Below are 12,786 nucleotides of genomic sequence, written 5' to 3'. Positions count from 1 at the left end.
ATGAAGCTCGCCACCATCCGCACCGCCGACGGCACCCGGGCGGTCCGCCTCGACGGAGACCTCCTGGTCGACCTCGGGTACGCCGACCTGGGCGAGCTGTTCGCCGAGGACGGCTGGCAGGCCAGGGCCGCCGCCGCGTCCGGCACCACCTACCCGGCCGAGGCGGCGGACTTCGCGCCGGTCGTCCCGAACCCCTCCAAGGTCGTCTGCGTCGGCCACAACTACACCAACCACATCAAGGAGATGGGCCGGGATCTGCCGAGTCACCCGACGCTCTTCCCGAAGTTCGCCGACACCCTGCTGGGCGCGCACGACGACATCGTCAAGCCGGCCGAGACCGACGCACTCGACTGGGAGGTCGAGCTGGCCGTCGTGATCGGTAAGCAGGTGCGCCGCGCCGACGAGCAGCAGGCCGCCGACGCCATCGCAGGCTTCACCGTCATGAACGACATCTCGGTGCGCGACTGGCAGTTCCGCACCATCGAGTGGACCCAGGGCAAGATCTGGGAGGCCTCCACCCCGGTCGGCCCCTACGTCGTCACCCCCGACGAGGTCGGAGGCGTCCGCCCCGCGCTCGAAGTGAAGACGGTCGTCGACGGCCAGGTCATGCAGCAGGACGACACCGGAACGTTGCTGTTCGACCCGGTCTTCCTGGTGCGGTACATCTCCACCGTCATCACCCTGCGTCCGGGCGACATCATCGCCACCGGCACCCCGGCGGGCGTGGGCAACGCCCGCGACCCGAAGGTCTTCCTGCTCCCCGGCCAGACCGTGGTCACCGAGATCGCCGGCCTGGGTGCCTGCACCAACAAGGTGGTCGCGGAATGACCGAGGTCACGCGGACCTTCGCCGACGCGCGCGCGTGGGCCCGCACGGGCACCGAGCTGATGCTCGTCGCCGTCGCGGGCCTCGACGAGGCCGGCTTCTCGGCCCCGAGCGTGCTGCCGGAGTGGACCCGGGGGCACCTCGTGGCGCACGTCGCCGCAAACGCCGCCGCCCTGTGCAACCTGGTGCACTGGGCGGCCACCGGCGAGGAGACGCCGATGTACGCCTCCGCCGAGGAGCGCGCCGCCGGTATCGCCAAGGGCCCGTCCCTGTCGGCCGACCAGCTCCGAACCTGGCTGACCACCTCCGCGCACCGGCTCGCGGAGGGACTGGACGGGCTCACCGACGAGCAGTGGCAGCACAAGGTCGTCACCGCCCAGGGCCGCACTGTCCCCGCCACCGAACTCCCGTGGATGCGCGCCCGCGAGGTGTGCGTCCACGCCGTCGACCTCGGCGCCGGCGTCGTCACCTTCGCCGACCTCCCGAAGGGCTTCCTGACCGCCCTGGTCGCCGAGATCAGCGCCAAACGCGGGCTGACCGAGCTCCCCGACGGCCCCCTGCCCGAGGTCGCCGCCTGGCTGGCCGGCCGTCCCCACTCGCTCGCCGACGCCCCCGACCTCGGCCCGTGGCTGTAGAGGAGTGCATCCCATGTCCCACCCTGATGTGATCGTCGTCGGCGGCGGCATCGGCGGCCTCGGCGTCGCGTTCTCGCTGACCCGCCAGGGCCAGAGCGTCCGCCTGCTGGAGAGCGCCCCCGCCTTCGGCGAGGTCGGCGCCGGCATCCAGCTCGCCCCCAACTGCACCCGCATCCTCGACGACTACGGTCTCCTGGAGGAAGCCAAGAGCCTCGGCGTCGTCCCGGACGCGATGGTCATGCGCGACGCCGTCGACGGGGACGAGCTGACCCGGCTCGACCTGCGCGACCTGGAGAAGCGCTACGGCTACCCGTACCTCGTCATCCATCGCAGCGACCTGCACGGCCTGCTGCTGCGTGCCTGCGAACGCGCCGGTGTCGAGCTGATCAACGACGCACGCGTGACCTCGTACGAGAACACCGACGGGGGCGCCCGTGTGACCGTCGCCTCCGGCGAGACCCACGAAGCGGGCATGGTGATCGCGGCCGACGGCCTGCACTCTCCGGCCCGCAAGCTGTTCGTCGACGACCAGCCCGTCTCCTCGGCGTACGTCGCCTACCGCGGCACCGTGCCCGCCGAGCAGCCGCGGGTGAAGTCCGTCGACCTCAGCGAGGTCGTGGTGTACGTCGGCCCCGGCTGCCACTTCGTCCACTACGGCCTGCGCGGCGGCGAGATGCTCAACCAGGTCGCGGTCTTCGAGTCGCCCAAGGCGCTGGCCGGGCAGGAGGACTGGGGCACGCCCGACGAGCTCGACGCCGCCTTCGCCAAGACCTCCGACTTCGTCCGGGAGGGTCTGCCGTTCATGTGGCGGGACAAGTGGTGGCGGATGTTCGACCGCGACCCGATCATGAACTGGGTCCACGGCCGGATCGCGCTGCTCGGTGACTCCGCGCACCCACCGCTGCAGTACATCGCCCAGGGCGCGATCATGGCGATCGAGGACGGCTGGGTGTTCGGCGAGCACGTCGCCCGCAACCGTGCCGAGGACGGCACGGTCGACTGGAGCACCGCGCTCGCCGCCTACGAGGCCGTCCGCCCGGAGCACTGCCGCCGCGTGCTGACCACCTCCCGCAAGTGGGGCGAGCTGTGGCACCTCGACGGTATCGCCCGCGAGCAGCGCAATGTGCTGCTGCGCGTCCGCGACACGTACGACTACGCGTTCACCGACTGGCTGTACGGGCCGACCGCGCTGACGCCGGACGAGGAGCCGGAGATGTTCACGCCGGTTCCGCTGTCCTCGGCGGCCGTCGGGGAATCGGTGCTCGCGGGTGACGCGGCATGAGCGACGCCTACCTGTACGCGGCGGCCCGAACCCCCTTCGGCCGGTTCAACGGGGCCCTCGCCGGGGCGCGCCCCGACGACCTCGCCGCCACCGCGCTCACCGGCCTGCTGGCCAAGGTACCCGGCCTGGACCACGCCGCGATCGGAGACGTGGTGTGGGGCAACGCCAACGGGGCCGGTGAGGACAACCGCAACGTCGGCCGGATGGCGGTGCTGCTGGCGGGACTGCCGGTGAGCGTACCCGCCACCACCGTGAACCGGCTGTGCGGCTCCAGTCTGGACGCGGCGATCATCGCCTCGCGCACCCTGGAGTCCGGCGACGTGGACGTCGTCGTCGCCGGCGGCGTGGAGTCCATGACCCGGGCACCCTGGGTGTTGCCCAAACCGGACCGGGCCTACCCCGCCCGCGATGTCACCGCCGTCTCCACCACCCTGGGCTGGCGGCTGGTCAACCCGGCGATGCCCAAGGAGTGGACGGTCTCGCTGGGGGAGAGCAACGAACTGCTCCAGGAGAAGTTCTCGATCTCCCGTGAGCGGCAGGACGAGTTCGCGGTGCGCTCGCACCGGCTCGCGGCCGCCGCCTGGGACGACGGCTTCTACGACGACCTGGTCCTCCCGACGGAGGACCTCGCCCGTGACGAGGGCATTCGCCCCGGCACCGACCCCGCGAAGCTGGCAGCACTGAAACCGTCGTTCCGCCCGGACGGGACGATCACGGCCGGCAACGCCTCCCCGCTGAGCGACGGGGCGTCGGCCGTGCTGCTGGGGACCGGGGCGGCGGCCGGCCGGATCGGGCTGGCCCCGGTCGCCCGCGTCGCCGGGCGCGGCGTGCACGCGGTCGAGCCGCAGATGTTCGGCTTCGCCCCGGTGGAGGCGGCCGAGAAGGCGCTGCGCCGGGCCGGGATCGGCTGGGACGACGTGGGCGCGGTCGAGCTCAACGAGGCGTTCGCGGTCCAGTCGCTCGCCTGCGTGGATGCCTGGGGCGTCGACCCGGAGATCGTCAATACCCGGGGCGGCGCCATCGCGCTCGGACACCCGCTGGGCGCCTCGGGAGGCCGGCTCCTCGGGACCCTGGCCAAGGTGCTGCGCGAGCGGCGACAGCGCTGGGGCGTCGCGGCCATCTGCATCGGCGTGGGCCAGGCCCTCGCCGTGGTCCTGGAGAACGTGACCGACGAGGTGAGCCAGGGATGACCACGACCATCGCCGCCACGGCCGACGAGGCCGTGGCGGGCATCGAGGACGGTTCGACGGTCCTGGTGGGCGGATTCGGTCTGGCGGGCATGCCGTTCGACCTCATCGACGCCCTCATCCGGCAGGGCGCCGGCGACCTGACCGTGGTGTCCAACAACGCCGGCAACGGGGACGTGGGCCTGGCCGCGCTGCTGAAGGCCGGCCGGGTGCGCAAGGTGATCTGCTCCTTCCCCCGGCAGAGCGACTCCTACGTCTTCGACGACCTGTACCGGGCCGGCCGGGTCGAGCTGGAGGTCGTACCGCAGGGCACCCTCGCCGAGCGGATGCGGGCCGCCGGGGCGGGCATCGGCGCCTTCTACAGCCCGGTCGGCGTCGGCACCCCGCTGGCGCAGGGCAAGGAGACCCGGGAGATCGACGGACGCGTCCACGTCCTGGAGTACCCGATCAAGGGCGACGTGGCTTTGATCTCGGCGCACCGGGGGGACGGCATGGGCAATCTCGTCTACCGCAAGACCGCCCGGAACTTCGGCCCCGTCATGGCCACCGCGGCCGCCACGGTCGTCGCCCAGGTCACCGAGATCGTGCCCGTCGGGGAGATCGACCCGGAGACGGTGGTCACCCCGGGCATCTACGTCGACCGCCTGGTGCGGGCCGAGGCCCGCCGGCTGACCGTGCAAGGAGCCCGCTGATGACGACCGCAGCCACCACCGTGGAGCACACCGACCGGGGCCCGCTCACCACCGACGAACTCGCCGCCCGCATCTCCCGCGACATACCGGCCGGCTCGTACGTCAACCTGGGCATCGGGCAGCCGACCCGGATCGCCGAGCACCTGTCGCCGGACGCGGGGATCGTGCTGCACACAGAGAACGGCATGCTCGGCATGGGCCCGGCCGCGACCGGCGACGAGATCGACCCCGATCTCACCAACGCCGGGAAGGTGCCGGTCACCGAGCTGCCGGGGTCGGCGTACTTCCACCACGCCGACTCCTTCGCGATGATGCGCGGCGGTCACCTGGACGTGTGCGTCCTCGGGGCGTTTCAGGTGTCCCAGCACGGTGACCTTGCCAACTGGCACACGGGTGACCCCGACGCCATCCCCGCCGTGGGCGGTGCGATGGACCTCGCCGTCGGAGCACGGCGGGTCCTGGTGATGATGAAGCTGTTCACCCGGGACGGCGCCCCCAAACTGGTCCCCGCGTGCACGTACCCGCTCACCGGACCCGGCTGTGTCCACCGCGTCTACACCGACCACGGCGTCTTCGCCGTCGGCCCGGACGGTGTCCGGGTCCTGGAGACGTACGGCATTGCGGTGGCGGAACTGCGGGAGCGGCTCTCCGTGCAGTTGAACGCCTGAATTCCTTACATCGAGTAAAGATCGCAGGTGGTGTGAAAAGCAAAAGTTCGGTGTGTGCGTTCGCCGTGCAGAGACGGCGTTAGGATCTCGGGCATGGCGAACCTTCGTGAGGCACAGAAGCAGATGACCCGCCGTCTGCTGCTGGAGTCGGGACTCGAGCTGTTCAAGACGAAGGGGTACGCAGCCACCACGGTCGACGACATCGCGACCGCCGCGGGCACCACGCGCGTGACCTTCTACGCATACTTCCCCTCGCGCAGTGACCTGATGAGGGCACTGATCGACGAGCAGCTCAACGAGGTGCTGCAGCGCGTCCGCTCTCCCGAACACGGTTCCACGGCGCGGGACCTGGTGGCCACCGTCGCCGAGGGGACGCCGGAGGCGATCATGGCGTGGCTGCGACGGACCGCCGAGAGCTGGCCGGCCATCCGGCCGATCATCCGCATCGGCCGCGATGCCGCGGTGATCGATCCGGATCTCCCCGACCTGGTCGAGCGGTGGCTGGAGGAGGCCATCAGCGACATCGAGGACGGACTGACGGCGGCCGGGCGCCTCGAACCCCACCAACGCCACTTCCGGGGCGTTCTCGCCATGTCCCAGCTCGACTACGTCGCCCAGCACTGGGACGGTGCCGACTGGAAGATCACGCGCGACCAGATGCTCGACGAGCTCGGTGCCAGCTGGGTGCGGCTGCTGAGCTGACCGGGTCAGAGCCCCGCCGCGACGTCGAGGAGCAGCGCCCGGAGCCATTCGACGAAGTACTGATCGGCCAGCCGGGGGTTCCAGACCATGTCGATCCCGAGTCCGGGAAGCGGGAAGGGGAACTCCTCGATCCGCAGGTCGGCGAGCGTGCGCATGGCGGCGGCGACCTGGTAGCGCAGGAGAGCGACGCCGCCCGCGCGGGCGACCAGAAAGGGCACCAGCAGGAAGTCGGAGCTCAGCTGGCCCACCCGGTAGGGGATGCCCTTGTCCTCCAGCACGGAGTAGGGAAAGACCCGCCGGTCGGTGTCGACGACGATGTGCGGCTGTGTCGTCAGGAGTTCGAGCGCGCCGGCGTCCGGTGGGGTGTCCGGGGAGGCCACCACCACACAGCGGTCGTCGTACAGGCGCTCGCGCGGATACGGCGAGAGGTGCCCCTCGGAGATCAGCACGACGTCGACGCCCTGATCGGTGAAGGTCGCCTCGGTCGGCACTGTGATCGTCCGCAGTCGCAGCGTGGCGTGCGGAGCGCGCTCGGTGACGAGCTGGGTCAGCCGGGGCCCCACGACGAACGCCGTGCTGTTCGTCATGGCGACCGTGATGACCCGCCGGTCAGTCGCGGGGTCGAAGAGGGGGAAGTTCACGATGCGTGCCGTCTGCTGCAGGGCACTGCGCAGCGGCCCCACCAACTCCAGTGCGCGCGGTGTCAGCGTGACCCCGCTCCCTTGCCGGACGACGAGGTCGTCCCCCAGCATGCGCCGCATTCTCGTCAGGGCGTGGCTCATGGCCGGCTGCGACAGACCGACCCGCTCCGCGGCCCTGGTCACCGAACGCTCCTCGAGGAGCGCGAGGAGGGGCACCAGCAGGTTCAGGTTGACCGAGGCCAGTCGGTCCAGGCCCGAACCCGTGGTGCCCCGTTCCTCTGTGCTCATGCGGCGAACCCTACGTGGCCGCCCGGGTCATCCGGCGCAGCCGGGGGATCGGGATCCGGTAGTTGAGCGCCACGGCGTCACCGGTGCCGTCCTCGTGCGACCAGCGCATCAGCGCCGGACCGCCGCCGGGCCCTCCGTCGACGTACTCCGGCTCCCCTTCCACCGGCAGGTTGCCCACCGCCTTCAGACTCACTCCGAACTGCTCCGTCCAGAAGTACGGCTGGAACCGCAGCGGCGGAGCCTCGTCGCCGCGGACGAGTGCCCGCGCCGCGACCTTCGCCTGCTCGATCGCGCTGCTCCACAGAGGGATGCGGCGCAGGCCCTGCGGGGTGGGGAAGGCCGCGAGATCGCCGACAGCCGCCACGTCGGGGCGGACGAGACCGCGTTCGTCGACCGGGATGGCGCCCTTGGCGATGAGTCCCGATTCGGCGAGCCACTCGGTGTTGGGAACGTCGCCGGCGGCGGTCAGGATCACCTCGGCCTCGAGAACCCCGCCCTCGTCGAGGACGACCCGGGTGCTTCCGTCGCTCCCCTCTAGCCGGGCGGCCGCGGTCTCCACGACGGTGAGACCCTGCCCCAGGGCGGCCTTGATGAACACGTCGGCGAGATACGGGCCGAGCTGGAGAATCAGCGGCGCGCCCTGGGAGACGAGCGTGACCTTGCAGCCGCCGGCCAGACATCCGGACGCGATCTCCATGCCGAGTGGGCCGCCGCCCACCACGACGACCGACGGCCCGGTCGCCAGCCGGCCGCGCAGGGACAGCGCGTCGTCGAGTCCGCGCAGGGTGACTTCCCCGGGCAGATCGGAGAGACGTCGCGCCCGGGAACCGGTGGCCAGGACGACGCGGTCGTACGGCAGCGCCGTACCGTCGTCGAGCGAGACGAGCCGGCGGTCGAGGTCGAGGCCGGTCGCCCGCACGCCGAGCAGCTCGCTCGCCCCGTGGCCGGCCGGCGGCAGCTCGTGCGACGACATGTCGTCACCGTCGAGCAGGAGCGCCTTCGACAGGGCCGGGCGGCTGTATGCCGGGTGCCGTTCGTCGCCGACGATGGTCAGCTCGCCGTCGAAGCCGGCCTCGCGGAGGGTGTCGGCCGCGGTGAGCCCGGCGATCCCGTTGCCGACGACGACGACGCGCCTCAGAGTGCCGGTGCTCATACGACCCTCAGCGCCGCGACCGGGCACACACGGACGGCGGCGTTCGCCAGGGCGGCGTCGGCCTCACCGACCTCCTCGCGGTCCAGGACCAGTTCGCCCTCGTCGTCGAGGTGCATGAGCTGCGGCGCGGCCTCCTCGCACAGGCCGTGGCCCTCACAGCGGGGGCGGTCAAGGACGATCTTCATGCGGGGATCACCTCCAGGACGGGGAGCTCCTCGATGCTCCGGGTGGTGTTGCTGGGGACGCGGACCTCGGGTCCGGCGACGAGGCGCTCGACACGCCGGGAGAGCGCCTCGATCACGGCGTGCGCCTCCAGGCGGGCGAGCCCCTGGCCGGCGCAGCCGTGCGGGCCGTAGCCGAACGACAGGTGGTCGACAGGATTGCGCTCGACGAGGAAGGAGTCCGGGTTCTCGTAGTGCCGGGGGTCGCGGTTGCCGGCGCCGAACAGGATCGCGACCTGTGCGCCCGCCGGGACGACCGCCCCTTCGATCGTGACGTCCTTCGTGACGCGCCGGCCCCAGGCGTGGACGGGAGCCCAGAAGCGCAGTACCTCGTTGAACGCCGCGGGGACCAGCGACGGGTTCTCGCGGACCAGGGCGAGCTGGTCGGGATGCCGGGCGAAGAGGGCGACGATGTTGCCGATCGCCGCGATGGTGGTGTCGACGCCGGCCCCGAGGTACTGGTGGATGATGTGGCCGGCCGTGTCCGCCGGGATGGCGCCGCGGTCCTCGGCCTCGAAGATGCCGCGGCCCACGGACCCTTCCGCGAGGTCGTCGGCCTTGACCTGGGAGCACCAGGCGTAGAGCTCGCCGGCGATGGGGAAGTTCTCGGCCGTGCGCTGGTTCATGGGGCCGAGGACCTGCATGGCGGCCTGTCCCCAGCGGAGCATGTTGTCGCGCACGTGACCGGTGAAGCCGATCAGGTCCGCGACGACCTCCAGCGGGAAGGCCCGGGCGAGCGCGTCGATGGCCTCGAAGGAGCCCTTCTCGACGAGCCCGGCCACGAGGGCGTCCGCCTTCGTCTCGATCCCGGCCTTGAGACCGCGCAGCGCACGCGGGGAGAGGTTCTCGGTGAGCGTGGCGCGCAGCTGGGTGTGCACGGGCGGGTCGGACGCGAGCGAGGTGCCGGTGAGCGCCTCGTTGGCCATCGGATTGAACGCGATCGAGGCCGAGGAGAACGACTCCCAGTCGGCGAGGGCGCCACGGACGACGTCGTACCGCGTCAGCGCGTAGACGTCGTTCTCCGGGAGGTGGACGACGGGGCCCCGTTCCCGGAGTTCGGCGTAGACGGGGTAGGGATCGAGGACGACTTCGTCGGCGAAGAGGTCGACGTCGGAGGTAGGCGGGGTGCTCATGCCCCACAGTGAAGTGTCCGACCTCATATCGAACAAGTGAATGCTTTACATGGCTCTTCATGCATGGCGTGCATGTGTCATGCACTTGACAGTGCGCGCCGGCGCAAGGGGTCCGGTCGCGTTCGCGCAACCCTTGGCGAATTGTTTTTTCGTGGTGTTCGTTTCATTGACGGCATGTAAAGCGAATGGCTACCGTGACGGCAGCCACAGGGTGCGCGGGCACCCCACGCCGGACATGTGAGGCAAGCCATGAGCGTCGAAAGCAACACCGTGAACACCGTCCTGGGCCCGGTGCCGGCCGCCGAGCTGGGTGTCGTCTCGGTCCACGAGGCTCTGCTGTCGGTGGTGCCCGGCGCCGAGCACGCCTTCGACATCACCATCGACCGCGCCGAGATCTTCGAGACCCTCGCCGCGAAGCTGAAGGACTTCCGCGCCCACGGCGGCGGCACGATCGTCGACAGCACCGGCATGTTCCACGGCCGGGACGTCCGGCTGTACGAGACCCTCGCCCGCACGACCGGCGTGCACATCGTCGCGTCGACGGGTCAGGGCCCCGAGGAGTTGCTCGGCGGTTACTTCCTCACGCCGCAGACCAACCCGCCGACGCCGTGGCCGGCCGAGAAGTTCGCCGACCTCTTCACCAAGGAGGTCACCGAGGGCATGGTGGTCCCGCGGGTGGAGCGCCGCGGCGCGGCGGGCCTGGTGGCCACCACCGCGACCCGCGAGGGCATGACCGCGACCGACGAGAGCCTGTTCCGGGGTGCGGCCCGGACCGCTCTGAGTACCGGCGTCGCTGTCTCCATCCGCTACGGGAGCGACGCCGCGCACGACCTGGACGTCGTCCTGGACGAGAAGTTGGCGGCCGACCGTGTCGTCGTCGGCGGACTCGACCGCAAGGACGCCGTCGCCGCCGGAGCACCCCTGGAGGTCGCCCGGCGAGGCGCCTACGTCGCCCTCGACCACGTCGGCGTGGAGGACGGGGAACACGTCACCGACGCCGAGCGTGCCGCTCTGGTCGCCGACATGGTGAAGGCCGGCGTCGCCGACCGGATCCTGCTGTCGAGCAGCGCGACCGGTGTGGCGAAGGGACACTCCGGCAACGACCTGCCGTACAGCCATGTCCTGACCATCTTCGTCCCGCTCCTGAAGACACAGGGTCTCAGCGACGAGGACGCGCGGCGGATTCTCGTGGAGAACCCGCGCGACCTGCTGTCGGTGCGCTGAGCGCGCCGGCACGAACGACCATCAAGTCTCCTACTCAAAGGTGAGTGTTGTGTCGAGAGTGAACACGGTCCTGGGCCCGGTCCCGGCCGAGGAGCTGGGACTCGTGGCCGTCCACGAGCACATCGGGTACGGCATGCCCGGCTCCGAACTGGACACCAAGTGGTGGAAGACCCCCGAGCAGCGGTACGAGGAGACCGTCCCGAAGCTGCGCGCGTTCCACGAGTACGGCGGCGGCACCTTCGTCGACGCGACCGGCATCTGCAACGGCCGTGACGTCGACTACTACAAGTCGCTGTCCGCGAAGACCGGCGTCCACATCGTCGCCTGCACCGGCTTCGTCGGCGGCGACACCGCCCAGCCGCACTTCGCGAACGCCGACGTGGACTACCTGATGCGGCAGTTCGTCCACGAGATCACCGTCGGCATCGGCAGCACCGGCGGCCTCGCCGGTGTCATCAAGGTCGGTGTCAGCCGCGGCGGCCGCATGACGGACCTGGACAAGCGGATCTACCGCGCCGCGGCCCGCGCCTCGCTCACCACGGGCGTGCCGATCCTGACCCACCTCGCGATCGACGCCGAGAACGCGATCGCCATCTTCGACGAGGAGGGCCTGCCGCTGGACCGCGTCCTGTTCGGGCACGTCGACGACGGCGTGAACGCCGACAAGACGCGCGACGTCTGGATCGCGGAGAAGGGCGGCCGCATCGGCTTCGACACCTTCGGCTACGAGACCGAGCTGCCCGACCCGCCGTTCTGGGCCCGCCCCCGCAAGGAGCGGCTGGACCACTTCCTGCGGTTCATCGACGGAGGCCTGCGGCTCAAGCAGGTCCTGGCCTCCGCCGACGCCAACTGCAGCCCGCTGGGCTGGCCGGGCGTCGAGGGCCACACCGTCAACTACATCTTCGAGGACCTCATCCCGGACCTCCGCGCCGCCGGTCTCGACGAGGCCGCCATCAAGACGATCTTCGTCGACAACCCCGCCGACTTCCTCACCCTTCAGAAGTAAAGAGAGAACCACCATGCAGTCCTCAGACCTGAAGAACCTGAAGATCGCCATCGTCGGAGCGGGGTACGGCGGCGCGGCGGCGGCCAAGGCCCTGAGCCTGCTCGGCGCCGAGGTCGACGTCTACGAGCAGGCCAACCAGATCCGGGAGGTGGGCGCCGGCATCGGTCTGCGTCCCGTCACCATGAACCGGTTCCGCCAGTGGAGGATCTTCGACGCGATCGCGAAGGTGACCTCGCCGAGCGAGTACTTCGAGATCCTCACGGCCACCGGTGACCCGATCATGAAAGAGACGTGGCCGGTCGACGACGAACAGACCCATACCCACCTGATCCACCGCGGCGACTTCATCGACGCGCTCCTGGGCGTCCTCCCCGAGGGCATGGTGCACCTCGGCCACAAGCTCGAGAGCGTCGAGGACAAGGGGGACAGCTCCGTCCTCACCTTCGCGGGCGGCAAGACCGTCGAGGCCGACCTGGTCGTCGGCGCCGACGGCATCAAGTCGGTGGTGCGGGGGCAGCTGTTCGGCGAGAAGGGCCCGGTGTTCTCGGGCGAGCACGCCTACCGCGCGGTCATCCCCGTCGACGCCGCCCACGGGATGGTCGTCGACGACAACCTCCGGATGTACATCGGCAAGGGCACGAAGATCTACCTGCTGCCGCTGCGCCACCGGGGCCAGGTGTCGTTCGACATCACCGCCCTGTGCCCGGACGGCACCTGGAACCCGCAGGTCACGAAGGACGACATGCTGAAGACGGTGGAGGGCTTCGACGAGCGCCTCGTGAGCATCACGCGCGACCTCGACATGAACACCGTGAACATCCGCGCCGTCTACGACATCGACCCGGTCGACACGTGGCACTCGGACTCCGTCGTCCTCGTCGGCGACGCGGCCCACTCGATGCTGCACCACCAGGGCCAGGGCGCCAACTCGGCCATCGAGGATGGCGGCGCGCTCGCCGACGCCCTGCGGCAGGCGGACTCCGTGAAGGAGGCGCTGGCCCTGTACCAGGCCACCCGCAAGCCGGTGACCGACGAGCTGCAGCGCATCTCGCGCCAGGGGTGGACCGAGGACGAGATCAACGACGTCTTCCCCGGTCAGAAGCCCGCCGCTGCCGGGCAGGAGTGACAC

14 protein-coding genes are annotated in these 12,786 nt (G+C 70.6%); 10 read left to right on the top strand and 4 right to left on the bottom strand.

What is annotated here, in order from left to right; translation table 11 throughout:
* The 7 genes from CG719_RS30985 to CG719_RS30955 all read left to right on the top strand — a co-directional run bounded on the left by CG719_RS30985 (nt 1) and on the right by CG719_RS30955 (nt 5,991).
* The gene (locus CG719_RS30985) at nt 1-828 is read left to right on the top strand and encodes a fumarylacetoacetate hydrolase family protein (protein WP_100572046.1); all 828 of its coding nucleotides are present in this window, start codon (nt 1-3) and stop codon (nt 826-828) included.
* Entirely contained in the window at nt 825-1,460 is a 636-nt protein-coding gene (locus CG719_RS30980) for a maleylpyruvate isomerase N-terminal domain-containing protein (RefSeq protein ID WP_100572045.1), read from the top strand. Before CG719_RS30985 ends, CG719_RS30980 begins: the two co-directional genes overlap by 4 nt.
* A gap of 28 nt (nt 1,461-1,488) precedes the next feature.
* Nucleotides 1,489-2,742: an FAD-dependent oxidoreductase gene (locus CG719_RS30975; protein ID WP_100572044.1), complete on the top strand. Its 1,254-nt coding sequence runs from the start codon at nt 1,489-1,491 to the stop codon at nt 2,740-2,742.
* Entirely contained in the window at nt 2,739-3,932 is a 1,194-nt protein-coding gene (locus CG719_RS30970; RefSeq protein ID WP_100572043.1) for a thiolase family protein, read from the top strand. The genes CG719_RS30975 and CG719_RS30970 overlap by 4 nt, the downstream gene beginning before the upstream one ends.
* On the top strand, nt 3,929-4,621 hold the full coding sequence (locus tag CG719_RS30965; RefSeq protein ID WP_100572042.1) for a 3-oxoacid CoA-transferase subunit A: 693 nt from the start codon (nt 3,929-3,931) through the stop codon (nt 4,619-4,621). Before CG719_RS30970 ends, CG719_RS30965 begins: the two co-directional genes overlap by 4 nt.
* Nucleotides 4,621-5,289 carry a 3-oxoacid CoA-transferase subunit B gene (locus CG719_RS30960; RefSeq protein ID WP_100572041.1) on the top strand — a complete coding sequence of 223 codons (669 nt, stop codon included), beginning with the start codon at nt 4,621-4,623 and terminating at the stop codon, nt 5,287-5,289. Before CG719_RS30965 ends, CG719_RS30960 begins: the two co-directional genes overlap by 1 nt.
* A gap of 93 nt (nt 5,290-5,382) precedes the next feature.
* Entirely contained in the window at nt 5,383-5,991 is a 609-nt protein-coding gene (locus CG719_RS30955) for a TetR/AcrR family transcriptional regulator (protein ID WP_100572040.1), read from the top strand.
* Between the two features lie 5 nt (nt 5,992-5,996).
* On the opposite strand, the gene CG719_RS30950 is transcribed toward CG719_RS30955, so the two are convergent.
* The 4 genes from CG719_RS30950 to CG719_RS30935 are packed head-to-tail and all read right to left on the bottom strand — an operon-like array spanning nt 5,997 to nt 9,427.
* The gene (locus CG719_RS30950; RefSeq protein WP_100572039.1) at nt 5,997-6,920 is read right to left on the bottom strand and encodes a LysR family transcriptional regulator; all 924 of its coding nucleotides are present in this window, start codon (nt 6,918-6,920) and stop codon (nt 5,997-5,999) included.
* 10 nt (nt 6,921-6,930) lie between these two features.
* Entirely contained in the window at nt 6,931-8,073 is a 1,143-nt protein-coding gene (locus tag CG719_RS30945) for an NAD(P)/FAD-dependent oxidoreductase (RefSeq protein ID WP_100572038.1), read from the bottom strand.
* Nucleotides 8,070-8,258 (bottom strand): ferredoxin, encoded by a 189-nt coding sequence (locus CG719_RS30940; RefSeq protein WP_100572037.1) that lies wholly within the window; start codon nt 8,256-8,258, stop codon nt 8,070-8,072. The genes CG719_RS30945 and CG719_RS30940 overlap by 4 nt, the downstream gene beginning before the upstream one ends.
* The gene (locus CG719_RS30935; RefSeq protein ID WP_100572036.1) at nt 8,255-9,427 is read right to left on the bottom strand and encodes a cytochrome P450; all 1,173 of its coding nucleotides are present in this window, start codon (nt 9,425-9,427) and stop codon (nt 8,255-8,257) included. Before CG719_RS30935 ends, CG719_RS30940 begins: the two co-directional genes overlap by 4 nt.
* A gap of 249 nt (nt 9,428-9,676) precedes the next feature.
* Between CG719_RS30935 and CG719_RS30930 the strand changes: the two genes are divergently transcribed.
* The 3 genes from CG719_RS30930 to CG719_RS30920 are packed head-to-tail and all read left to right on the top strand — an operon-like array spanning nt 9,677 to nt 12,783.
* Nucleotides 9,677-10,651 (top strand): aryldialkylphosphatase, encoded by a 975-nt coding sequence (locus tag CG719_RS30930; protein WP_100572035.1) that lies wholly within the window; start codon nt 9,677-9,679, stop codon nt 10,649-10,651.
* Nucleotides 10,652-10,700: 49 nt separating this feature from the next.
* The gene (locus CG719_RS30925) at nt 10,701-11,657 is read left to right on the top strand and encodes a phosphotriesterase family protein (RefSeq protein WP_100572034.1); all 957 of its coding nucleotides are present in this window, start codon (nt 10,701-10,703) and stop codon (nt 11,655-11,657) included.
* A gap of 13 nt (nt 11,658-11,670) precedes the next feature.
* A complete protein-coding gene (locus CG719_RS30920; RefSeq protein WP_100572033.1) occupies nt 11,671-12,783 on the top strand; it encodes an FAD-dependent oxidoreductase in 1,113 nt (370 codons plus the stop codon).
* Nucleotides 12,784-12,786 lie beyond the last annotated feature (3 nt).

The sequence above is a fragment of the Streptomyces sp. CB01373 genome (genome assembly GCF_002803075.1).
GTDB lineage: Bacteria > Actinomycetota > Actinomycetes > Streptomycetales > Streptomycetaceae > Streptomyces.
The sequence above is the reverse complement of the archived record's forward strand: the minus strand, read 5'-3'. Positions and strand labels throughout refer to the sequence as shown.

What these genes read in the sequence shown, in the direction of transcription:
- CG719_RS30985 (WP_100572046.1), top strand. Translation starts at nt 1, where the DNA reads ATGAAGCTCGCCACCATCCGCACCGCCGACGGCACCCGGGCGGTCCGC.
- CG719_RS30980 (WP_100572045.1), top strand. Translation starts at nt 825, where the DNA reads ATGACCGAGGTCACGCGGACCTTCGCCGACGCGCGCGCGTGGGCCCGC.
- CG719_RS30970 (WP_100572043.1), top strand. Translation starts at nt 2,739, where the DNA reads ATGAGCGACGCCTACCTGTACGCGGCGGCCCGAACCCCCTTCGGCCGG.
- CG719_RS30965 (WP_100572042.1), top strand. Translation starts at nt 3,929, where the DNA reads ATGACCACGACCATCGCCGCCACGGCCGACGAGGCCGTGGCGGGCATC.
- CG719_RS30960 (WP_100572041.1), top strand. Translation starts at nt 4,621, where the DNA reads ATGACGACCGCAGCCACCACCGTGGAGCACACCGACCGGGGCCCGCTC.
- CG719_RS30955 (WP_100572040.1), top strand. Translation starts at nt 5,383, where the DNA reads ATGGCGAACCTTCGTGAGGCACAGAAGCAGATGACCCGCCGTCTGCTG.
- CG719_RS30950 (WP_100572039.1), bottom strand. Translation starts at nt 6,920, where the DNA reads ATGAGCACAGAGGAACGGGGCACCACGGGTTCGGGCCTGGACCGACTG.
- CG719_RS30945 (WP_100572038.1), bottom strand. Translation starts at nt 8,073, where the DNA reads ATGAGCACCGGCACTCTGAGGCGCGTCGTCGTCGTCGGCAACGGGATC.
- CG719_RS30940 (WP_100572037.1), bottom strand. Translation starts at nt 8,258, where the DNA reads ATGAAGATCGTCCTTGACCGCCCCCGCTGTGAGGGCCACGGCCTGTGC.
- CG719_RS30935 (WP_100572036.1), bottom strand. Translation starts at nt 9,427, where the DNA reads ATGAGCACCCCGCCTACCTCCGACGTCGACCTCTTCGCCGACGAAGTC.
- CG719_RS30930 (WP_100572035.1), top strand. Translation starts at nt 9,677, where the DNA reads ATGAGCGTCGAAAGCAACACCGTGAACACCGTCCTGGGCCCGGTGCCG.
- CG719_RS30920 (WP_100572033.1), top strand. Translation starts at nt 11,671, where the DNA reads ATGCAGTCCTCAGACCTGAAGAACCTGAAGATCGCCATCGTCGGAGCG.